Annotated in this window: 17 protein-coding genes; 5 read left to right on the top strand and 12 right to left on the bottom strand. The window is 73.5% G+C overall.

The genetic code is table 11. From position 1 onward, the window contains the following. Positions 1-28: 28 nt before the first annotated feature. Both C8054_RS12115 and C8054_RS12110 read right to left on the bottom strand, forming a co-directional pair. Positions 29-1,027 carry a hypothetical protein gene (locus C8054_RS12115; RefSeq protein ID WP_107156881.1) on the bottom strand — a complete coding sequence of 333 codons (999 nt, stop codon included), beginning with the start codon at positions 1,025-1,027 and terminating at the stop codon, positions 29-31. Then, positions 1,024-1,908: a hypothetical protein gene (locus C8054_RS12110; RefSeq protein WP_233219602.1), complete on the bottom strand. Its 885-nt coding sequence runs from the start codon at positions 1,906-1,908 to the stop codon at positions 1,024-1,026. The genes C8054_RS12115 and C8054_RS12110 overlap by 4 nt, the downstream gene beginning before the upstream one ends. A gap of 415 nt (positions 1,909-2,323) precedes the next feature. On the opposite strand from C8054_RS12110, the gene C8054_RS12105 reads away from it, so the two are divergent. From C8054_RS12105 to C8054_RS12095, 3 genes are read left to right on the top strand one after another with little or no spacing between them, the layout of a single operon-like run. Further along, the gene (locus C8054_RS12105) at positions 2,324-3,172 is read left to right on the top strand and encodes a MoxR family ATPase (protein ID WP_107156880.1); all 849 of its coding nucleotides are present in this window, start codon (positions 2,324-2,326) and stop codon (positions 3,170-3,172) included. Next, positions 3,169-4,329: a VWA domain-containing protein gene (locus C8054_RS12100; protein WP_107156879.1), complete on the top strand. Its 1,161-nt coding sequence runs from the start codon at positions 3,169-3,171 to the stop codon at positions 4,327-4,329. Before C8054_RS12105 ends, C8054_RS12100 begins: the two co-directional genes overlap by 4 nt. Next, positions 4,326-6,635: a CHAT domain-containing protein gene (locus tag C8054_RS12095; protein WP_107156878.1), complete on the top strand. Its 2,310-nt coding sequence runs from the start codon at positions 4,326-4,328 to the stop codon at positions 6,633-6,635. Before C8054_RS12100 ends, C8054_RS12095 begins: the two co-directional genes overlap by 4 nt. Here C8054_RS12095 and C8054_RS12090 read toward each other — a convergent pair. The 7 genes from C8054_RS12090 to murD form a co-directional block, all read right to left on the bottom strand. After that, complete coding sequence (locus C8054_RS12090) at positions 6,628-8,001, bottom strand: hypothetical protein (RefSeq protein WP_107156877.1); 1,374 nt, start codon at positions 7,999-8,001, stop codon at positions 6,628-6,630. The two genes, C8054_RS12095 and C8054_RS12090, sit on opposite strands and share 8 nt — an antisense overlap. 40 nt (positions 8,002-8,041) lie before the next feature. Beyond that, positions 8,042-9,508, bottom strand: a complete 1,467-nt coding sequence (locus C8054_RS12085) for a CATRA conflict system CASPASE/TPR repeat-associated protein (RefSeq protein ID WP_107156876.1) — start codon at positions 9,506-9,508, stop codon at positions 8,042-8,044. After that, positions 9,505-9,840 (bottom strand): CATRA system-associated protein, encoded by a 336-nt coding sequence (locus tag C8054_RS12080; protein WP_107156875.1) that lies wholly within the window; start codon positions 9,838-9,840, stop codon positions 9,505-9,507. Before C8054_RS12080 ends, C8054_RS12085 begins: the two co-directional genes overlap by 4 nt. Before the next feature lie 204 nt (positions 9,841-10,044). Beyond that, on the bottom strand, positions 10,045-11,058 hold the full coding sequence (locus C8054_RS12075; protein ID WP_107156874.1) for a UDP-N-acetylmuramate dehydrogenase: 1,014 nt from the start codon (positions 11,056-11,058) through the stop codon (positions 10,045-10,047). A 59-nt stretch (positions 11,059-11,117) separates the two neighbouring features. Next, on the bottom strand, positions 11,118-11,498 hold the full coding sequence (locus tag C8054_RS12070) for a hypothetical protein (RefSeq protein ID WP_107156873.1): 381 nt from the start codon (positions 11,496-11,498) through the stop codon (positions 11,118-11,120). Positions 11,499-11,672: 174 nt separating this feature from the next. After that, positions 11,673-12,437 carry a protein phosphatase 2C domain-containing protein gene (locus tag C8054_RS12065; protein ID WP_107156872.1) on the bottom strand — a complete coding sequence of 255 codons (765 nt, stop codon included), beginning with the start codon at positions 12,435-12,437 and terminating at the stop codon, positions 11,673-11,675. Positions 12,438-12,450: 13 nt separating this feature from the next. After that, a complete protein-coding gene (gene murD / locus C8054_RS12060) occupies positions 12,451-13,800 on the bottom strand; it encodes a UDP-N-acetylmuramoyl-L-alanine--D-glutamate ligase (protein ID WP_107156871.1) in 1,350 nt (449 codons plus the stop codon). Between the two features lie 48 nt (positions 13,801-13,848). Here murD and C8054_RS12055 point away from each other — a divergent pair, with 48 nt between their 5' ends. Then, on the top strand, positions 13,849-15,198 hold the full coding sequence (locus C8054_RS12055; RefSeq protein ID WP_107156870.1) for a hypothetical protein: 1,350 nt from the start codon (positions 13,849-13,851) through the stop codon (positions 15,196-15,198). Between the two features lie 226 nt (positions 15,199-15,424). Here C8054_RS12055 and C8054_RS12050 read toward each other — a convergent pair whose 3' ends face one another. Genes C8054_RS12050 through C8054_RS12040 form a run of 3 tightly spaced genes read right to left on the bottom strand, consistent with a single transcriptional unit; the run spans position 15,425 to position 19,569 of the window. Next, positions 15,425-17,215, bottom strand: a complete 1,791-nt coding sequence (locus C8054_RS12050; RefSeq protein ID WP_107156869.1) for a PucR family transcriptional regulator — start codon at positions 17,213-17,215, stop codon at positions 15,425-15,427. Between the two features lie 50 nt (positions 17,216-17,265). Further along, the gene (gene argG / locus C8054_RS12045) at positions 17,266-18,717 is read right to left on the bottom strand and encodes an argininosuccinate synthase (RefSeq protein WP_107156868.1); all 1,452 of its coding nucleotides are present in this window, start codon (positions 18,715-18,717) and stop codon (positions 17,266-17,268) included. Positions 18,718-18,759: 42 nt separating this feature from the next. Then, entirely contained in the window at positions 18,760-19,569 is an 810-nt protein-coding gene (locus C8054_RS12040; RefSeq protein WP_107156957.1) for an RNA methyltransferase, read from the bottom strand. A 111-nt stretch (positions 19,570-19,680) separates the two neighbouring features. Between C8054_RS12040 and C8054_RS12035 the strand changes: the two genes are divergently transcribed. Then, positions 19,681-21,519, top strand: coding sequence for a thiamine pyrophosphate-requiring protein (locus C8054_RS12035; protein WP_107156867.1), 1,839 nt, complete (start codon positions 19,681-19,683; stop codon positions 21,517-21,519). Positions 21,520-21,536: the final 17 nt, after the last annotated feature.

The raw sequence follows: 21,536 nt of genomic DNA, 5'->3' as shown, positions 1-21,536 counted from the left end.
CGGGCCGGTCGACCCGCCCCGGGCACACTCAGGCGACCGCCTGGTACAACACCCGCATGGACCGGATGGCGGACCGGACCTCCTGAAGGATCGCGGAGGTCGCCGGCGGCGGGACCCACGGATCGTCGCCGCTGTCGAAGCCCACCGTCTCCACCGCGCAGCCGTACCGCAGGCCCAGCAGCCGGACCGCGTCACAGTGCTGGAACGGCACGAAGATGTCGGTCGTGACCACCAGCAGCCGCGCGCCGACCGACGCCGGCCGCACCAGCTCCGCCCAGCCGACCAACGTGTCCGCCGTGTTGGCCCGCTCCCCCGGCCGGGTCGACGGTGCGGCCAGCACGTGCACCGGCGGGTCCACGTCCCGGTGGGACCGGACCCACCAGGGCTGGCCGGCCCCGGTCGTGCCGGAGCGCCGCTCGGTGGCGGGCGCCGCGCCGAAGGCGTGCCGCAACGCCTCGTCGACCGCGTCGCCCTCGGTCGCGACGGCGCCCAGCCCGAGCCCGGCGGCGACCACGTTCTGCTCCGGAATCGGCCGCAGGCTGCCCAGCCCCGCGACCGAGCCGGCGCGGACCCCCCGACGCAGGATCGTGGCGGCCAGACGGGCGCGGGCCATCATGGTGCGGACGCCACCGCCGAGCACCAGGACGTGGTCGAACGACCGACCCCGCGGCGTCACCCGGCCGGCCAGACCCAACGACCTCGCCGCCGACCGGATGCGCGCGTCGATGTCGGCGGCGAAGCTCTCCCCCACCACCTGGTGGCGTTCCAGCCGCCCCCTACGGTGGTCCCACCGGGCGGAGAACTCCTCCAGCGCGTCCAGCCGGTCGCCGAGCGGACCGACCGGCCGCGGTCCACCACCGAACTCGGCCAGCAGCGCGGCCATGGCCGGTGAGTCCACCCAGGAGGCGATCCCCTCGGCGATCCCGGCCCGGTCCGGTGGACCGGAGCCGACGCCGGCCCCGTCCGCCCGGCCCGCCGGCGACCCGGTGGTGGGCAACGGCACCGCGGCGAAGACCGTCGCCGTCACGCGGCCAGACTCCCGGCCAACGCCCGGTGCAGCCGCTGCATCGACAGGATCCCGGACCGGATCTCCTGGAGGTAGCGGTCGGGGTTGGTGGCGTCCGGCGCGAGCGGCACGGTGGCCCGCGCCGGATCGAACCCGACCGTGTCGATCCCGCAGCCGTAGCGCGCCGCCAGCATGCGGATCGCGTCGCTGTGCTGGAACGGCACGTAGATCGGCGAGGTGACGACGAGGATCCGGTCCGACGGGCGGAGGCGGGAGCGCCGGGCCCAGAAGTCGTAGGTGTCGGGGGTGTTGGCGCGACGCAGCTCGGGCTCGCTGGACGGCGCGGCGAGCACCTGCACCGGCGGAGCGTCGGCGGGTCGGTAGGTGCGCACCCGCCAGGACCGGTGCGTCACGACCCCCTCGGAGGACTCGTCGCGCGCCGGCTCGGTGAGCCCGAACGCGTGGCGCGCGCCGACGTCCATCGCGTCCATCTCGAACCGACCGCCGGCCAGGCCGGGCAGCGTGGTCTCCGGCTCGGTGAGCGGTCGGAAGCTGCCCAGCGCCGCCACCTCACCGACGGAGACGACACCGTCGCGGACGAGCCGGGCAGCGTACTCGGTGCGTTGCAGGCAGGCCCGCCCGAGACCACCCAGGACGAGCAGGTGGTCGTACGCCGCGCGGGGCGGGTCGACCGGCTCGACGAGACGCAGGGCGGTCGCCGCGGCGAGCACGAGCGCCGCGCGGGCCGGCTCGAACGTCGGCGCGGTCACCTGGTCGCGCTCGACGTTGCCCCGCTTGCGGAAGTTCCAGTGCCGGTCGGAGAACGCGTCGAGCCACTCCAGCAGCTCGCCGACGCCGGCCGACGGCAGGGTGTCGCCGTACTCCTCGACGAGCGCCCGCATCGGCGGCGACGAGATCCACGCGAGAATCTGCTCGGTCGTCGCCTGCGGACGGAAATTCGGCTCGCAAGTCGGAAGGGCGACAGCGTCGAAACTGACCATGTTTCTCCTTCGCGGAACTCGTCGCGGACGGGCCGAGAAGTCGCGACCGCGCCTCGCACTCTAGACGACAACGACGTCCGTCGGCCGCTGGCGCTCCCGGCGTCGGACCGTGCATCGTGGCCGGTCAACACGGATCCGACCGCACATCGCCCGGCCGGCCCCACCGCATGTCGCGACACCTGCGGAATCGATCGGGAGGACCCGCGCGGCGGGCCGGTCCGCACATGTCGTGGCGCGCCCGCTCGGTCGACCGGTAACGGCGGGTCACCCGTTCATAGGATCGACAGGCGTGCGGCCCCGGGCCGAATCTCGACCGATGCCGAACGCTTCCTTCTCCACCCCGGAACGGATCGCGGAGGAACTCGCGAGGTTGAACTACCTGGCCGATCCCGGACTCGCCGCGGCGGTCTTCCTCGCGATGACACTCAAGCTGCCGCTGTTCCTCGAAGGCGACCCCGGCGTGGGAAAGACGGTGCTGGCCAGGAAGATCGGCGAACTGCTCGGCGTCACGCTGATCCGGTTGCAGTGCCACAGCGGCATCGACCGGTCCCAGGCGCTCTACGAGTGGGATTTCGCCCGCCAACTGCTGCACCTGCGCGGCACCCCGGACGGCGAGTCGATCTACCGAAAGGAGTTCCTGATCCCCCGGCCCATTCTGCGGGCCGTGCAGCAACGCCCGTCGGTGTTGCTCGTCGACGAGATCGACCGGGCCGACGACGAGTTCGAGGCCTTCCTGCTGGAGGTCCTCGAAGGCGAGACGCTCACCATTCCCGACTACCAGACGATCACGATCGACGACCCGCCGTTCGTGGTCCTCACCTCGAACGGCACCCGGGAGGTGCACGGCGCCCTCAAGCGGCGGTGCGTCTACCACTGGATCGACCATCCGACCGAAGAGGACGAGGCGGAGATCATCCGGCTCAACGTGCCGGAAGTAGCGGACACGCCGCTGGCCGCGCAGATCGCGGCCGCCATGGCCACGCTGCGGCAACTGTCGTTGGTGCGGCCGCCCGGGGTCGCCGAGTCGATCGCCTTCGCCCGGGCCGCCGCGGCGCTCGGCCGGCGCACCGTCGCCGAGGCCGCCGACGACGCGCTCGGAGTGCTGGTGAAGCAGCGCGAGGACCAGGAGACCGTCCGCGACGTCCTGCGCGCGGAGGCCCCGTGACGTCGGACGACGACCCGGTCCGCGACCTGGTCGGGTTCGCCGGTCGGCTCCGCGCCGACGGGCTCCGCGTCGAGGTGGCGCGGGTGTCCACCGCGATGCGCGCGCTCGGCGCGTACGAGCGGCTCGACCGGGACGCCGTCTACTGGGCGACCCGGTTGACGTTGTGCTCGCGCCGCGAGGACCTGCCCGTCTTCGACGCCGCGTTCGCCGCCTGGTTCGGGCCGGCCGCGTCCACCGGGTCGGGTGACTCCGCGCTGTCCGGCCCGGTGCGGGCCCGCCCGGCGACGGTCGAGGAGCCGGGCCGGGACGACACCGCCGACCCGGGATCGGCCCGGTCCCGGGCCGGTTCCGGCGAGCGGCTGGCGACCGCCCCACCGTGGACGTTGAGCGCCGCCGACCGCGCCGAACTGGCGTCCCTCGTCGCGGCGTTCACCACGGCGGTTCCGCTGCGCCGCACGATGCGCCGTGCCTCCGGCGGGCGGCGGCACGTCGACGTGTCCCGCACCGCGCGGACGATGATGCGCACCGTGGGTGAGCCGACCCGCCTGTGGTACCGCCGTCGTCTCCACGCGCGACGTCGCCTGGTCCTGCTGCTCGACCTCAGCTACTCGATGCGGGCGTACCGCGCTCTGCTGCTGCGGTTCGGGTACGCGGCGGTCGCCGCCGCACCGCTGACCACCGAGGTGTTCACCATCGGCACCCGGCTCGACCGGATCACCCGGGAGCTGCGGTCCCGCGATCCGCAGGCGGCGATGCGCGCGCTGGCCGCCCGCCGCACGGACTGGGACGCCGGCACCCGACTCGGGAGCGCCGTCACCGCCTTCGGCCGGGTGTGGGGCGGGCACCGCGTCGTGCGCTCGGCGCACCTGGTGATCGTCTCCGACGGGTGGGAGCTGGCCGATCCGGCGCCCCTGGTGGCACAGGTCAGCCGGCTGTCCCGGCTGGCCCACGCGGTGCTCTGGGGACACCCGAAGGCCGGCGATCCCGGGTTCACCCCGTACGCGCCGGCGCTGGTGGGCAGCCTGCCGTACGTCCACCTGGTCGCCACGCCCGACGCGGCGGCCCTGCGCGCCCTCGCCGGCATGCTGGCCTGTCCGAGCTGCGGGCCGCGCTGCCGACGTCATCGCGACCACCGGAAGTGGAGTGTCCCGACGTGACCCAGGCCCTCGCCGACGCGGTACGCCGCGCCCTGGCCCGCGACACCATGCTGCGGCTCGCGCACGACGCCGAGCAGGCGTTGATCATCGTGCGCAAGGACGACCACAAGGCCCGGGTGTTCGACAACGAGGAGGCGTTGCTCCGGATCGCGGTCGAGCGGTACCTGGTGGAGGCGGCCACCCGCCGCGAATGGGCGGGAGACGTCGACCACGACTGGTCGTTCCGCAGCGACGGTTACGCGAACGCCGCCACCATCCTGCGGTTCTGCGCCTACCTGGGCCATCCGCTGCACTCGATGCCCGCCGTCGAGGAGCTGTACGAGAGGGCGCTCGCCGAGATCCGTCCGGATGGCGGGTCGGTGCGCGACAGGTGGACCGAGGTCACCGTGACCTACCGGCTGATCCGCAGCCTCCGAGCGTCGGGGCGGCCCGCGGACGCGTTGGCCCGGGCGGCGGCCCTGGACCGCGAGTTCTTCTTTGCCAGCGGCGCGGAGCCACGCGCCGGCGACGTCGACTTCGAGACCGGCGCCTGCCTGCTGGAGCTGGGCCAGGCCGCCGAGGTGCACAGCGCGCTCGGCGAGCTGGCCCAGACCTACTGGGAGTCGACCGAGGCCAGCTCCTACTCGACCCGGCACCGCTACGGCTTCATCCTGGCGCTGGCCGACCAGGCCGTCGGCGACACCGGCGAGGCCGTCACCCGGATGACCGCGGCGCTGGCGCATCTGGCGGAGTTCCGGATCGCCGACCCGCAGCACGACGTCTACGAGTTGTCGCTGGCGCTCACGCTCGCCGAGCTGCTCGCGCTGACCGGGCACGGGAACGATCGCGCGGTCGGGCTCGCGGGGCGGGCGCTGACGGTCGCCGAGGGGATCCGGAGCCGGTGGGGGGTGATCTCCCGGGCGCGTACCCCGTTGTCGACGGCGTTCCGCCGGGTCTACGGCGACATCGCGCTGCTGGCCGCGGCCCTGCCCGGTCCGGCCGCCGCCGAGCTGGGACTGCGCATGTGCCTGGCGGCCAAGCAGACCGGGCTGGCCGCGCAGATGCGGGCCGAGGTGTCGTTGCTGCCCAACCAGCTTCAGGGCCTGATCGACGACGTGCTCAAGGCCGAACGGGACGATCCCCTCGACCACCGGGCGGACGCGCGTGCGGTGCAGGTTCAGCGGGAGGAGCAGAACCGGGAGATCGACACCCTGCACCGGCGGATCGAGAAGCGGGTGAACCCGATCTTCGCGGAGATGACGCTGCCCACCCCGACGGACCTGACCACCCTGCGCCGCGCGTTGGACGACAGGTACGCGCTCGACTTCGCCGCCCTGCCGGACAGCCTCGCCACGGGGACGAACTGGTTCCGCGCGCTGATCACCCCGGACGACGGTGTCTTCTTCGAACGTTTTGACCCGGGTAAGCAGCTCGCCGCCTACGTCGCCGGTCGACGGGCCCGGGACACGTCGGCGCCGATCGACCTCGACCTGGGTGACCCGGACTGGCACCGGCTCGCCCTCGACCTGCTCCCCGCCGAGCTGCGCGGCCGGCTCGACTCGGCGACCGAGAACCCGCTGGAGCTGGTGATCTCGGCGCACCAGGAGCTGTGCCTGGTGCCCTGGGCAGCGTTGGTGCTCGACAGCGGGGGCACCCGGCTGGTGCGCCGGGCCGTGCTCACCCACACCCCGGTGCTGACCTGCCTGTCCGGCTCGCCGCCCCCGGTGGTCACCGGCCCGGCGCTGGTCCGGCTGGTGCCGCTGGCCCACGACGGCCCGTCGGACAGCCTGGAACGCAGAGCCTGGAACCTGAACCGGGGGGACGTCCCGCTGAGCCGCTGCCCGTTCGACGACCAGCCACCCACCGTCCACGCGTCCTCGCGAATCAGCGTGGCCCTCCGCCGGGGAACGGAGTGCGGACTGCTCCACGTCAAGGCACACGGCACCGGCCACGGCCTCGGGCAGCACCTGATCCTGCCGGAGGAGACCGACACCGGGGCGCAGTTGTCCGCCGCGTACGCGTTGGCCCTGCGCTGGCCGGCGTCGACGCTGATGGTGTCCTGTCAGGTCGGCGCGGTGACAAACGTGGCGGACATCGAGCCGGTCGGCCTCGTGGTGGCGGTGCTGGCCGGTGGTGGGCGGTCCGTCGCCGCCGCGATCGAGGAGGTGGCGAAACTCCCGGCCAGCCGGATGGCCGCCCATCTCGTGGGGCTGGTCCGGCGGTCCGGGATCCGCCTCGACCACGCGCTCCGGCTCGCCCAACTGCACTACCTGCGGTTGGGCGAGCCGGTGGCGAACTGGGCGCTGTTCAACGCCTACGTCAGATAGGGCGGGTCCGGTTCACCGGCCGGCCCAGCACGGCCGACACCCGACCGGCCCGGCCCGGCTCGTCGGCGTACTTGTCGAGGATGAACCAGCGTGCGCGCCACGCGCGGTAGCCGGGCCGGCCGCCGAACGCGACGCGGCACTCCTCGACGCCGTCGAAGAAGTTGGGCATGACCGCGCCGCCGAACCCGCGCAGGTGGCTGCGCTGGATCTCGCGGCCCTTCCCGTCGGTGACCGGTTCCGTCAGCCAGGCGGACATGGCTTCCACGGCGTCGTCGTCGAGCACCTCGTGCGCCAGGCACGACGCGAAGGACAGCGTGCTGGGCAGCCGGTGGCCCGGCATCAGCAGGCCGGCGGCCAACCGGATCTGCACCACGGCGAGCCGGAGGCCGTGCCGCAACTCCTGCGGCTCGCCCCCGCTGGTCAGGATCGGCTTCTCGATCTTGGCGTAGGCGTGGTCGAAGCGGGCCGCCAGGGCCTTCCGACTGTCGTCCCAGGAGTCGTCGTCACCGAGCGGGAAGTAGCCGAGCCGCTGCATCTCCGGATACAAGCCCAGCATCAGCAGGATGGCCCGGGCGGTCATGATCCCCGGGTTGACGAAGCTGGTGGGCAGCGCCAGCCGCTCCTTCGTCGGCCTGTCCACGAAGCCGTGCTCCGCGACGCGCTCGGCCGCCGTGAGCGCCTCCTCGCCCCGGGTCGCGCCCTCCGCCAGATCACTGAAGATCATCTGTACGCGTTCCTCGCGGCGCTGCCGGTCCGCGTCGTCACCCTCGGCCGCGAACTCCTCCGCCCACCTGTCGATCACCCGCTCGGCGATCCGGCACGCGGTCCCGGTCTCCGCCAGCACCAACTGGAGCAGCATCTCGTCGTAGTGCAGCTCGAACCCGGCGAACGGGGAGGGGACGTTCTTCGGATCCCGGTGGTAGGAGAGACAACTGGCGTGCCGGTTGCGTGCCTTCTGGTGAAAGGCCTGCGCGCGGTCGTAGGACGCCTGCGTGTCCTCCTTCGACTCGGCGAGCGCCAACGACCGCAACGCGCCCAACGACCGCGGCGCGTACTCCGGCCACGGCAGGTCGAGGGCGGCGTTCGCGACCCGCAGGATCCACTCGTGATTCCGGTCCCGGTCGCCGCCGCTCCCCCGCCGGTTCGGAATCCGCTCCAGCGCCGACCAGGTCGCCTCGTACATCAGCCAGCCCATCAGCGGCAACAACTCGGCGACGTCGTCGGGCGGCACCTGGGTACGCGGGTCACGGTCGTACGCCACCACGTCGGCCTCGATGGCGGCCACCAGGTCGTCGTCGCAGGTGATCTCACCCCGGCGCAGGGCAAGGCAGAGTTCCTCGAGGCGCTCGGCGCTCATCACGGTCACGGATCCTCCTGCGGTCGTCGTCGCACACGGTCGGAATGGGTCATCGCGGTTCACGTCGGGACCTGATCGCCCGGCGGACCAGCCAGCCGGCGAGCGCCACCGCCGCGGCGGCGGCCGACCAGCCGCGGGTGACCGGCGCGGCGGGCGGATGCGCGGTCTGCCACCGGACCAGCCAGGTCACCACGAACCAGGTCACCGAGGCGGCGAAGCCGGCGGCGGCGACGGCGACCCAAAGCCGCCACCAGAAGCGGCGGGTCGCCCGAAGCGCGGCGACGAGCAGCAGGAACAACGCACCCGCGGCCACCGAGACGATGAACGGCGCGCGCAGCGACGCGTAGGTCGGCCAGTCGTAGCTGAGCGACTGGGACGCGGCCAGCAGCAGGCCGACGGCGGCGAGGACCGACGTGTGCAGCGCGGTCAGGAACTCGTGGCGTTCGGCGAGGGCACGCAGCCGCCGTTCCAGGTCGGCGGCGCCGATCTGCGCCATCGGCTCCGCGTAGGCCACGGTGTTGCGCGCCGTGTCCGCCGCGTCGTCGATCTCGGTCAGCAGCCAGGCCACGTACGCCAGGTCCGCGGCCACCGGCCCGGCCAGACCCTCGACCCAGGCGTGGCGGTCCGGCACCGCGAGCGTGTCCGCCCAGTCGCGCAGCCAGATCCGGGCGTTGTGCTCCTCGGCCGTGACCGTCCGGGACATGATGCGCAGGTCGGCCTCGTCGGCGGCGCCCAACGCCGTCTCCCGCCGGAGTTTCCGGAGCCGCTCCTCGCGGGCCTCGGTCGGTTCGGGGTCGGTCCGCTCGCTGTCCTCGACGCGTGACGCGAGGTCGTACAACCGGGCCTGTCGGTCCCGCGAGCGGCGCTCCGCGAACCGGCGGGCCTCGTGGCGGACCTTGGCCATCTCCCAGAGGTAGCCGGGCAGCGGCCGGAGCCGCGCGTCGCCGTCCGGCCACACCCAGGAGTCGCTCAACGACTCGCCGGCGGTGGGCGCCAGCAGCACGAGGACGCGTTCCAGGCGAGCCGGGTCGGGCGACGGAACCTCCCACAGCCAGGTGCCCGGCACCGGCTCGGTCGGTTCCGCCCCACGGAGGTCCGTTCCGGCCGGCAGCGCGGCCTCCGCCTCGGCGGCGAGCCGGTCGGCGTCACCGTCGCCGTCGTACAGCGCGTAGAACAGCCGCACCCGACCGGTGCAGTCCTCGTCGGTCGTCGCGCCCACCGCCGTCCGCCACGCCCGGTCGAGGTCACGCCAGTCCGCGGTGCCGTCGACCGGCGCCAGACAGACCAGGAACGCGTCGAGGCGGGCTGTGGTGTACCGCAGCGCCTGCCGGGTGCCGTCGCCCGGGGCGGTGAGGAACTGCCGGGCCCGCAGGCCGTCGCCGTGCACGAGCGGCACCCGGTCGGGCTCCCGCATGCCGAGGCTGCGGCAGGCGGCGGTGATCCGGGCCGCGATGCCGGTGTCCCGGAGGCCGTCGAAATAGGTGTACGCGTTGAGCGCGTACGCGTGCAGCCTCATCGACCCCGGCCGTCCGGTTCCGACCCGTCCCCCTTCTCCCGGCGCAGCCGGTCGGTCAGCCGATCGGCCTGCCCCCGCAACGGCACCGACTGCCGCACGTCCCTGGCGAGGTCCGCCTTGGCGCCCAACAGATTCTCGAGCGCCTCGATCCGTTGCCGGCACCGATTGACGGCGACCAGGTCGCGCCGATCCAGTGCCTCATTCATCAGCACCAGACAACTGCGGAACTGTTCCCATTTCTCCGGCGGGAGCGTCGCCTCACGGATGTCGGCCAACGCGTCGATGGCGTATTGCAGGATGTCGTCGGGGTCGGGCGCACCGGTCTCGTTCATCGACAGCCACCATAGGCGAGGACGCCTGCGGGGAAGTCGCCCGTCGGAGGCGTACCGACACCGGAACGGTCGCCCGACGCTCATCCGATCCGGTCGCGAATTGCCGGACGTTCAGCCCTTCGACCAGTTCGACCGCAATCACCGCGACCACTTCGCATCGACGCCGGCACATTGTCGGCTAACCGACACGCCGAGAAAGACCGATCAGAAGGAACAGTTGACCAGATCGCATTCGGGACCCAGCCGGATACCGAAACGCGCCTCGACGCCCGCGCGGATGTGCGCCGCGAACTTCATCACCTCGGCCGTGGTGGCGCCACCCCGGTTGGTCACCGCGAGCGCGTGCCGGCTGGACAGCGCCACCGTGCCGTTGCCCCAGTCGTGGCCGTAGCCTCGGGGGAAGCCGGCCCGCTCGATCAACCAGGCGGCCGGCAGCTTGGTGCCCTTGACGTCCGGATAGCGGGGGCACTCCCGGGCCTGCTCCGGCACCTCGGCGAGGACCGGGTTGATGAAGAACGACCCGACGCTCCAGGTGTCGTGGTCCGCCGGGTCGAGAACCATGGCGCGGCCGCGCCGCAGCGCGAGCACGGCCGCGCGGACGTCCGCCGGTGCGGCGGTGCCGCCGACGTCGATGCCCAGCCGCTTCGCCAGTTCCACGTACTCGATCGGCCGCGACTGGTCACTGCGGCGCAGCCGGTACGTCACCTCCACCACGACCCACCTGTCGCTGTGCTTGAAGACGGACTGCCGGTGGCTGCCGAAGCCGCAGCGCTCCGGCGTCCACCGCTCCAGCGCGCCGGTCTGCCGGTCGTGGACGGAGAGCGAGTCGAGCACGTCCGAGGTCACCGTGCCGAACGCGCCGACGTTCTGCACCGGCGTGCCGCCCACCAGCCCGGGGATGCCGGACAACGCCTCCAGGCCGGCGAGCCCGGCGTCGACGGTGGCCGCCACCAGGCGGTCCCACTCGACGCCGGCGGCCGCGGTGACCAGCTCCCCGTCGATGCGGAACTCCGAGGTCGCCAACCTGACGACCGTCCCGTCCCAGCCGACGTCGCCCACCACCAGGTTCGAACCGCCGCCCATGACCAGCAGCGGATCCCCGGCGGCGGTGGCCCGGCGCAGCAGGTCGAGCAGATCGGGGGTGGTCTCCGGCACGTAGAGGCGACCGATCGGACCACCGACCCGCATCGTGGTCAGGTCAGCAAACGTGGTTGTCACCGTGCCAGCCTACTGACCGGCTCACCGCCGCCCGCGGCTTCCTCGGCGCGACCCGTCGGTCAGGCGCCGGCGGCCGACCGGAGCCGCCGGGCCGCGATCCGCACCGCGCGCTCGCAGATCGCGTGCCGGTCGGCGGCCGGGGTCCGGCGCAGGACGAGGCCCGCCAGGATGTTCACCGGCCAGGCGGCGACATCCTCCGGCGGCCGGCCGTTGACCTCGAGGAACAGCTCCACGTCGTGCTCGTTCGAGGTCTGCGCCAGGTGGTCCTGCACCACGGCGAGGAGGGCGTCGGCGAGGGCCTGGGCCGGCGCGCGGCCGTCACTGACGTCGACACCGGGACCGGCCGCCGTGAGGATCCGGTCCTGCAACGTCTTGGCGTCCATGGCCGCCGCCCGGTACAGGTCCTCGGAGGACATCGGAGCGCCCGTCTCCTCGATCACGGCTGGCACCTTCCGTCGAACCGGCCGCCCGTTCGTGGAACCGGTGCGGTGACGCCTGGCGAGGCGTCCTCGGCGTGGGCGAGAACGGCAGTATTGAACCGTTGCCCGTCCGGCGGAACAAGACCACCGTCGGGATTCCGTCACCCGTGCGGCGCCCCGGACCCGGTGACCGGCTCAGGGGCGGGGAAGCAGCACGGCGAGCGTCGCGTCGTCGTGCTGCTTGACCGGGCCCCGCCCCGGCCGCGCCAACAGCTCCGGCCGGCCGGTCTCGTGGCGGCGGACGGTGTCGATGACGGCGCCGGGCCCGGACCGCTCGGCGATCCCGAACACCTCCGCCCAGTCGAGCGCGAAGAACTCGGTCAGCCGGGAGACGCCGTCGGTGCAGAGCAGCAGCCGACGCAGCCCGGAGCGGGCCACCCGGCCGGTCACCGCCTCGGCCGCCGCCGCCGGATCGGTCGACGCCACCCAGAAACCGCCCGGCCGGTTGCGCAGCCGGGCCACCGTGTCCCGGTCGTACGCCGGCAGTTTGTCGGTGCGGTCGTCGTGCACGACCGTGCGGCCGTCCGCGTTCTCGAACACCACCGACGAGTCGCACAGCACCAGATAGTCCACCTGGTCGTCGGTGGCCCGGACCACGGCGACCGTCGACGACGGACTGTGCGGGTTGGACAGGTCGCAGCGCCCCTCGTGGCGGCACCGCAACCGGTCGATGGCGGTGGCCAGGACCCGGTCGAGCGGTGCCGCCGGGGCGGCCGTCAACGCGCCCACCAGACAGTCGCCCAACTGCCGCACCAGCCACGCCGGACCGTGTACGCAGCCGGTGTCGAGACCGGGCGGTCGGGTGACACCGTCCAGCACGAACGCCCAGTCGGCCGACACCACGACGTGGTCCTCGTTGGGCCGGTCCGATCCGGGCGCGGTGGCGAAGGCGAAGTCCACTGTCGCGGTCGGCTCAGCCGGCCATGGTCTCCGCGATGGCCTCGCGGAACGCCTCCGACCGGTGCTCGAAGTTGCGGAACCGGCCGTAGCTGGGCGCGGCCGGCGACAACAGCACGACCCCGCCGGCCGGGGTGATCTTGCGGGCCCGGCGCACCGCGTCGGACAGGTCGTCGACGATCTCGCACCGCACGCCCGGCAGCCCGGTCAGCGCCTCGATGATCCGCGGGCCGCTGTCCGGAATGCCGATCACGGTGATCTCCCGCTCGGCCAGGTGGTCGCGGAGCGGCGCGTAGTCCACCCCCCGGTCGGTGCCGCCCAGGATGACCGTCAACGGCCGCCCGTCGTACGCGTCGATGGCGTGCATGGCCGCGTATGGGCTGGTGGCGAGCGTGTCGTCGACGAAGGTGAGCCCGGACGGGTCGGGAATCTCGGTGAGCCGGTGGGCCAGTCCCTGGAACTCCGCGACCGCGACGGCCAGCGTGTCCTTGAGCGCCGCCACGTCCACGCCGAGCACGTCGAGCACGGCGAGCGCGACGCAGAGGTTGCCCTCGTTGTGCCGGCCGACGAGCGGCAGCACCGCGCGGGGGAAGAGCGGCGTGTCCCGCCTGTGGAACCACTGCGTGCCGTCCGGGCCGGTCGCCACGTGGGTGGTGTCGGGCGAGCCGGCGCGGACCGCCGCCCGGTCGCCGAGTTCCACGGCGAGCCGGGGGTCCGCCCCGTTGACCACCACGGCGTGCGGGCCGTGCGCCAGCAGGTTCAGCTTGTCCCGGTAGTACTCCCGCTCCCCACCGTGCGCGTCCAGGTGCTCCGGGAACAACGCGGTGACCACGGAGATCCGCGGTGAGTCGGTCAGGTCGCTGCACTGGTAGCTGGAGAGTTCCAGCACGTACAGCTCCGCGTCCGGCAGCTCCAGCGTGGGCACGCCGATGTTGCCGCCGAACACGTTCGGCCGGCCGACGGCGGCCAGCAGATGGCTGATCAGGCTGGAGGTGGTGCTCTTGCCCTTGCTGCCGGTGACCCCGATGGTCCGGTCGGCGTGGTCGGCCATCCACAGCGCGGTGCCCTGCGTCACCGGGATGCCGCGCTGCCGCAGCTCGATCATCCACGGGTGGGTCTGCGGCACGCCCGGCGAACGGACCACCACGTCGGCGGCGGTGAGCGCGTGCCGTCCCGGCTCGCCGGTGACCAGCGGGGCGGCCTCGGCCAGCGCGCCCTCCCAGGGCAGCGACAGGAAATTCGCCCGGTCGTCCACCGCGACGAGACCGGCCGGACCGTGCGCGGCGACCGCTCGGGCGGCGGCCATGCCCTCACGCCCCGTGCCCCAGATCGCCACAGAGCGTCCGCGCAGGTCAGACAGGCGCACGTTGGATCTCCTTGCTCGCGTCCCGGTGGGTCCGGACTAGTATGACCTGTGCTTAACGGACAGCTCGGACGGATGGCCGCCTTCACCTTCCCGTCGTACTCGATCGACTTCGCCACCGGCGAGGTGCTGTTCGACTACGCCCTGACCGGTCCCGACGGCGACCAGCGGTTCACCGAGGTGATCACGCTTCCGCTGCCGGCGGAGCCGGTCTCCGACGCCACCGCGGCGCGGCTGGCCCGGGTCCTGGAGCTGCTGCACGTGGTCGCCGGCGTCAGCTACTACAAGGCCGCCGCGCCGCCCCGGCTGGTACTGCCGGCGCCGCTGGGGTCCGCCGCCGTCGAGCTGGTCACCGCCGTCTACACCAAGGGCCTCGCCGAGTACGCGTACCGCAACGCGCTGCCGCACGTGCTGACGCTGCGCCCGGAGGTCCCGGCCGGTTCCGTCGAGTCGGCGGCGCCGTGGGACAACTCCGACCGGCGTCCGCTGTCGGCGGTGGGCGGCGGCAAGGACTCCATCGTCACGCTGGAGGCGCTGCGCCGGGCCGGCCTCGACCCGGTGCCGTTCTCGGTCAACCCGAACCACGTGATCGTGTCGGTGAACGAGGCGTCCGGGCTGACGCCGCTCGCCGCCCGGCGGCGACTCGACCCGGTGCTGTTCGAGCTGAACCGGGCCGGGGCCCGCAACGGGCACATCCCGGTCACCGCGATCAACTCGCTGATCGCGGTCGCCACCGCCGTGCTGCACGACCTCGGGCCGGTGGTGATGTCGAACGAGCGCTCCGCGTCCGACCCGAACCTGGTCTGGCAGGGCCACGAGATCAACCACCAGTGGTCCAAGGGCGTCGAGGCGGAGGGGCTGCTGCGGGCCGCGCTGGCCGAGCACGCCGGGCTCACCGAGCCGTACTTCTCGCTCCTGCGTTCCCTGTCCGAGCTGCACATCGCCCGGCTGTTCGCCGAGATCGACAGGTACGACGCGGTGGTGACGAGCTGCAACGCCGCGTTCAAGCTGCACGACGCGAGCGAGCGCTGGTGCCGGGACTGCCCGAAGTGCCGCTTCGTGTTCCTGGCCATGGCCCCGTTCATGCCCCGCGAGCGGCTCACCGGCATCTTCGGCGGTGACCTGCTGGCCGACGAGTCCCAGGTTCCCGGCTACCGGGAACTGCTCGGCGTGGACGGGCACAAGCCGTTCGAGTGCGTCGGCGAGGTGGAGGAGTCGGTGGTGGCGCTGAGTCTGCTCGCGCAGCAGGACCAGTGGCGGGACGCCCCGGTGGTGCGCGCCCTGGTGGCGGCGCTGCCGGACACCGCCTGGCAGGCCGCCGCGACCTCCGACGTGTTCACCCCCGCCGGCCCGAGCTTCGTCCCCGCCCCCTACGCCAAGGCCCTCACCGCCCTCGCCTGAACGAGCGTCGGCGTGTCGGCGTCTCGGCGTGTCGCCGTCGGACACGAACGCTGCCGAGTGCCGTATACCTCAGGGGCATAATTATGCCCCTGAGGTATACGGCAGAAAAGCGCATGGCCCACCCTCCGGAGTGACGCTCCGTAACGAGACCGCCCGGATACGGCCGCGGCAGGAGCAGCGCCTCGCGTCGAGCCCGCGGGTCGGCGGCCGGGCGGGGGCGGCTTTGTCAGGACGTGCGGACGGCGTCCAGGGCCAGCAGGGCGACGTGCAGGGAGAGGCACTGGTCGACCGAGTCGAGATCGGCGTCGAGGATGCGGCCGATCCGAGCCAGTCGCTCGTAGAAGGCCGGTCGGGACAGGTGCGCGGCCACCGCGCCGGCCGACTTGTTCCGGCCCTGCTCCAGGTACGCGCGCAACGTGCCGAGCAGTTGTTCCCGGGGATGCTGGGCGTCGTACGCCAGCAGCGGGCCGAGTTCCCGCTCCACGAACGTCTGCAACCGGGGCTCGTCCCGCAGCAGGTGCAGCAGGCCGGCCAGCCCGACGTGCGGCAGCCGGAAGCAGGGCAGGTCGCGCGGGTCCCGCCGGGCCGCCTCGGCGATCTGCCGCGCCTCGACCAGCGACCGGCGTGCCTCGCGCAGGCTGCTCACCCCGGAGCCGGCCGCCACGACGACCGCCGGACGGGCCGGCCCGTCGACCGGGCGCACGCCGCCGTTGGCCGCAGCCCGGCCGGCCCCGTCCGTCGGGCGGCCCGGGCGGGGGGTCGGCGGTCGGGGCGGGGCGGCGTCGAGGCGTACCCGACGCAACGCGGCGGCGAACGCGGCGAGTGACCTCTCCTCGGCGGCCGGGTCGGGCAGCGCCAGCAGCGCGCCGACCGCGTGGTCGTCGACGGCGCTGGTCAACGCCGTCAGCTTGGCCTCACGCACGGCCTGGCCGACCGCCTCGGCGAGATCGCGGAGCCGGGCCGGGCCGGCCTCCGGGCCGACCGGGTCGCGACGAGGGCCCGCGCGCGAGTCGTCAGGAAGGTCGGTGGCGTCCCCGGCCGGGTCGTCGCTGCGGTGCCGGACCACCACGCCGACCAGGTGCCGGCGGTCCAGGGTGACGCCGAGCGCCTTGGCCCGCAGCGCCACCTCGTCCACCGGGCGGGAGTGGTCGATGAGCGCGGTCAGCAGCGTCCGGTGGATCTGTCGTTCCAGGCCCTCGGCGTCGCGGCGGATCAGCCGGCCCAGGGCGAGCGTGGAGGCGGCCCGTTCGATCAGGATGGTGAGCCGGGTGGGCGGCGCGGCCTCGGCCGCCGGCCAGCGCAGCAGCAGCCGGCCCCAGTCCTGTCCCCGCGCGCCGACGGTGGTGACCAGCCAGCCGCTGTCCGGGTCGTACGCGGTCCGCCCGGCCGGCCGGATCCGGCGGGAGTGCTGCTCCCAGCCGTCCAGCAGCAGTTCCGCGTTCTCCCCCGCCGGGTCGTACGCGAGCACCTGCCGGGACAGGTTCTCCAGCACCACCGGGCAGCCGGCCAGCTCGGCGGCCTGCCGCAGCACCTCGGCCGGCTCGGCGCCCTCCACGGACAGCTCGGTGAACCGTTGGTGGATCTCCTCGGTGGCCCGCAGTTCGGTGAGCTGGGCGTCGACGATCAGCGCGTGCACCGCCTCGGTGATCCGCACGAACGGGGTGGCCCGGCGCAGCTCGACCAGCGGCAGGCCGCGCCGTTCGGCGGCGGCGGCCATCACCCGGGGCACGCCGCCGACGTAGCGGCGACCCAACTCGACGACCAGCCCGGAGACCCCGACATCGGCCAGGTCGCCGACGAACGCGCGCAGCCCGGTGTCGTCGGCGGGCAGCCCGATGCCGGTGGTCAGCACCAGCTCCCCGCCGCCGAGCAGGGTGGCGATGTCCGGCACCTCGGTGACGTGAACCCACCGCACCGGCCGGTCCAGTCCGGCGTCGCCGGCGACCAGGCGCGGCGCGCCGTGGCGCACCGGCACCAGGCCGAGCACCTCACGCACGGTAGGGAACACGGGCGACACGCTACCCTGCGTCACCACCGGAACCGAAGCCCCGTCCGTGCGGTCCCGGTTCAGTCGACGCCGAACTCCATCGCGGCGCGGTCGAGCCACTCGTCCTCCGCCGAGGGGACGCCCCGGGAGGCGATGGCCTCCGCGCCGCCCTCGGGCATGGCGCCGATCAGGCCGGTCGAGGCCGCCTGCGCGGCGCCGACCATCCGCTGCGGGGCGGTGCCGCCGACCATGCCGAGCGAGGCGTACTGCTCCAGCTTGGCCCGCGAGTCGGCGATGTCCAGGTTGCGCATGGTGAGCTGGCCGATCCGGTCCGACGGGCCGAACGCCGAGTCCTCGGTACGTTCCATGGACAGCTTGTCCGGGTGGTAGCTGAACGCCGGGCCGGTGGTGTCGAGGATCGAGTAGTCCTCGCCCCGGCGCAGCCGCAACGTCACCTCGCCGGTGACCGCCGTGCCGACCCAGCGCTGCAACGACTCGCGCAGCATCAGCGCCTGCGGGTCGAGCCAGCGGCCCTCGTACATCAGCCGACCGAGGCGACGACCCTCGGTGTGGTAGTTGGCCAGGGTGTCCTCGTTGTGGATGGCGTTGACCAGCCGCTCGTACGCGGCGTGCAGCAGCGCCATGCCGGGCGCCTCGTAGATGCCCCGGCTCTTCGCCTCGATGATCCGGTTCTCGATCTGGTCGGACATGCCCAGGCCGTGCCGGCCGCCGATGGCGTTGGCCTCCAGCACCAGGTCGACCGGGCTGCCGAACTCCTTGCCGTTGATGGTCACCGGGCGGCCCTGGTCGAAGCCGAGCGTGACGTCCTCGGTGGGGATCTCCACCGTCGGGTCCCAGAACCGGACGCCCATGATCGGGCTGACCGTCTCGATGCCGGTGTCCAGGTGCTCCAGCGTCTTCGCCTCGTGGGTGGCACCCCAGATGTTGGCGTCGGTGGAGTACGCCTTCTCGGTGCTGTCCCGGTAGGGCAGGTCGCGGTCGAGCAGCCACTCCGACATCTCCTTGCGCCCACCGAGTTCGGTGACGAAGGCGGTGTCGAGCCACGGCTTGTAGATGCGCAGCTGCGGGTTGGCCAGCAGGCCGTACCGGTAGAACCGCTCGATGTCGTTGCCCTTGAACGTCGAGCCGTCGCCCCAGATCTGGACGTCGTCGGCGACCATCGCCCGCACCAGCAGCGTGCCGGTGACGGCCCGGCCGAGCGGGGTGGTGTTGAAGTAGGCCCGCCCGCCCGAGCGGATGTGGAACGCCCCGCAGGTCAGCGCCGCGAGACCTTCCTCGACCAGGGCGGCTCGGCAGTCGACCAGCCGGGCGATCTCGGCGCCGTAGCTGAGCGCGCGGCCGGGCACCGAGGCGATGTCGGGCTCGTCGTACTGGCCGATGTCGGCGGTGTAGGCGCAGGGCACGGCGCCCTTGTCGCGCATCCACGCGACCGCGACCGAGGTGTCGAGGCCGCCGGAGAAGGCGATGCCGACACGTTCGCCGGTGGGCAGGGAGGTGAGAACCTTGGACACAGGAAGATTATGCACCAAGCCGCATGGTCATGCAAGCGGCGGTCACACCGGGTCGTCGCGGCCGAGTTCCCAGCAGGCCACCGCCGTCGCGGCGGCGACGTTCAGCGAATCCACACCCCGACGCATCGGGATCACCACGCGGACGTCGCTGGCGGCCATCGCCGCCGCCGTCAGCCCGGCGCCCTCCGCGCCCAGCAGCAACGCCGCGCGGGCCCGCTCATCGCCGGTCAGCCGCTGGATCGGCACCGCGTCCGGCGCCGGCGTCAGGGCCAGCACCGTGAAGCCGGCCGCGCGGACCCGGTCCAGGCCGCCCGGCCAGGGTTCCAGCTTCGCGTACGGCACCGCGAACACCTCGCCCATGCTGACCCGGACGCTGCGCCGGTAGAGCGGGTCGGCGCAGGTCGGCGACAGCAGCACGGCGTCCACCCCGAGCGCCGCCACGGCCCGGAAGATCGCGCCCAGATTGGTGTGGTTGTTGACGTCCTCCAGCACCACCACCCGGCGGGCCGCGGCCAGCACCTCGTCCGTCGACGGCAGCGGCTTGCGGTGGAACGAGGCCAGCACGCCCCGGTGCACGTGGAAGCCGGTGGCCCGCTGGAGCACCGCCGGCGTGGCCGCGTACACCGGGGCGTCGCCGGTGTCGAGGTCGGCGAGCTGGTCCGCCCGCTTCGCGTCGACCAGGTACGACCGGGCCGGGTAACCGGCCCGCAGCGCCCGCCGCAGCACCAGCTCCCCCTCGGCGATGAACAACCCGTGCGGGGGCTCCCAGCGGGTCCGCAGCTCCACGTCGGTCAACGCGCGGTAGTCGGCGATCCGGTCGTCGTCGGGGTCGGTGATCTCGTGGACGGGCACCCGACGATTCTGCCCGGTGCCCCGACCCGTACCCCGGCGCGGGCCGGGTTTCCGCCGCCCGAGGCGGGGAACGGAGCCGGGGAAGCGGACACCGACGGAGGGACCACCACGATGGGCGCGGACCACCCCGACGACGGCCGGCTGCCCCGCGGCGCCACCGTGGCCGATCACATCGTGGCCCGGCTCGCCGAGTGGGGCGTGCACCGCTACTACGGCTATCCCGGGGACGGCATCAACGGCCTGACGTCGGCGCTGCAACGCGCCGAGGGGCGCGCCCGGTTCATCCAGGTACGCCACGAGGAGACCGCCGGCTTCGCCGCCGGCGCGCACGTCAAGTACGGCGGCGGCCCGCTCGGCTGCGTGATGGTGACGAGCGGTCCGGGGGCGATCCACGCGCTCAACGGCCTCTACGACGCCAAGCTCGACCACCAGCCGGTGGTGGCGCTACTCGGGCACACCGCGCTGCCCGCCGAGGGCGGCGGCTACTACCAGGAGGTGGACCTGCTCTCGCTCTACAAGGACGTGGCCGGCGGCTTCCTGGCCCAGCTCGACGACCCGTCCCAGGCCCGGCACCTGGTGGACCGGGCCTGCCGCACGGCGCTCGCGCGGCGTACCGTGACCGCCCTGGTCCTCCCCGCCGACGTGCAGGACGAGCCGGCGGTGCCGCACCCGCCGCACGCGCACGGTTATTACCACACCAGCGCGGTGCCGAGCAGCCCGCCGACCGTGCCGCCGGCCGACGACGTACGCCGCGCGGCCGAGGCGCTGCGCGGCGGCGAGCGGGTGGCCATGCTGGTCGGGCAGGGCGCGCTCGGCGCGGAGAACGAGGTACGCCGGATCGCCGACCGGCTCGGCGCCGGGGTGGCCACCGCGCTGCTCGGCTTCGCCGCCGTGGACCACCGGCAGCCCTGGGTCACCGGCGCGATCGGCCTGCTCGGCACGCGTCCGAGCTGGCAGCTCATGCAGGAGTGCGACCGGCTGCTGATCGTCGGCAGCCAGATGCCGTACTCGGAGTTCTACCCGCCGGAGGGGCAGGCCCGGGCGGTGCAGATCGACCTGGACGGCAGCCGGATGGGGCTGCGCTACCCGACCGAGGTGAATCTGACCGGCGACGCCGGCCCGACGCTGCGGGCCCTCCTGGACGAGCTGGGCCCCGGCCCGGCGCCGACCGCCTGGCGGGCCACCATCGCCGACGCCACCGGCAAGTGGCGGGCCGCCCAGCGGGAGCTGGCCGGGCAGCCGGCCGACCCGGTCAACCCGCAGTCGCTGTTCGCCACGCTCGACGACGCGCTGCCCGACGACGCCATGCTCGCCGTGGACTGCGGCACGGCCACCGCCTGGTACGCCCGGCACCTGCGGGTCCGGCCCGGCATGCTGGCCAGCCTCTCCGGCACGCTGCTGTCCATGGGCGGCGGCCTGCCGTACGCGCTGGCGGCGAAGTTCGCCCACCCGGACCGCCCGGTGATCGCGCTGCTCGGCGACGGGGCGATGCAGATGAACGGCGTCAACGAGCTGATCACGGTGGCGAAGTACTGGCGGGAGTGGGCGGACCCCCGGTTCGTGGTGCTGGTGCTCAACAACCGGGACCTGTCGTTCGTGAGCTGGGAGCAGCGCTCCGGCGAGGGCACTCCTCGCTTCCCGGACAGCCAGGACCTGCCGGACGTGGCGTACCACCGGTGGGCGGAGGTGCTGGGGCTCGGCGGCGAGCTGGTCGACGCGCCCGAGCAGGTGCCCGACCTGTGGCCCCGGGTGCTCGGCGCGGACCGGCCGGTGGTGGTCAACGCGGTGGTCGACCCGGCGGAGCTGATGCTGCCGCCGCACTTCACCGCCGAGCAGGCCCGCAAGACAGCCGCCGCGCTGCTGCGCGGCGACAGCGACCGGGCGGGCATCCTCCGGCGTGGCCTGCCCGCCACCGTCGCCACCTACCGTCCCCGCCGGCGCGGCCGCTGACCGGTCGGGCCCCGCCC

It is taken from the genome of Micromonospora sp. RP3T, from assembly GCF_003027925.1.
Classification (GTDB): Bacteria; Actinomycetota; Actinomycetes; order Mycobacteriales; family Micromonosporaceae; genus Micromonospora.
This window is presented reverse-complemented; position numbering and strand designations above follow the sequence as displayed.

What these genes read in the sequence shown, in the direction of transcription:
- C8054_RS12110 (WP_233219602.1), bottom strand. Translation starts at nt 1,908, where the DNA reads ATGCGGGCGCTCGTCGAGGAGTACGGCGACACCCTGCCGTCGGCCGGC.
- C8054_RS12105 (WP_107156880.1), top strand. Translation starts at nt 2,324, where the DNA reads ATGCCGAACGCTTCCTTCTCCACCCCGGAACGGATCGCGGAGGAACTC.
- C8054_RS12085 (WP_107156876.1), bottom strand. Translation starts at nt 9,508, where the DNA reads ATGAGGCTGCACGCGTACGCGCTCAACGCGTACACCTATTTCGACGGC.
- C8054_RS12080 (WP_107156875.1), bottom strand. Translation starts at nt 9,840, where the DNA reads ATGAACGAGACCGGTGCGCCCGACCCCGACGACATCCTGCAATACGCC.
- C8054_RS12035 (WP_107156867.1), top strand. Translation starts at nt 19,681, where the DNA reads ATGGGCGCGGACCACCCCGACGACGGCCGGCTGCCCCGCGGCGCCACC.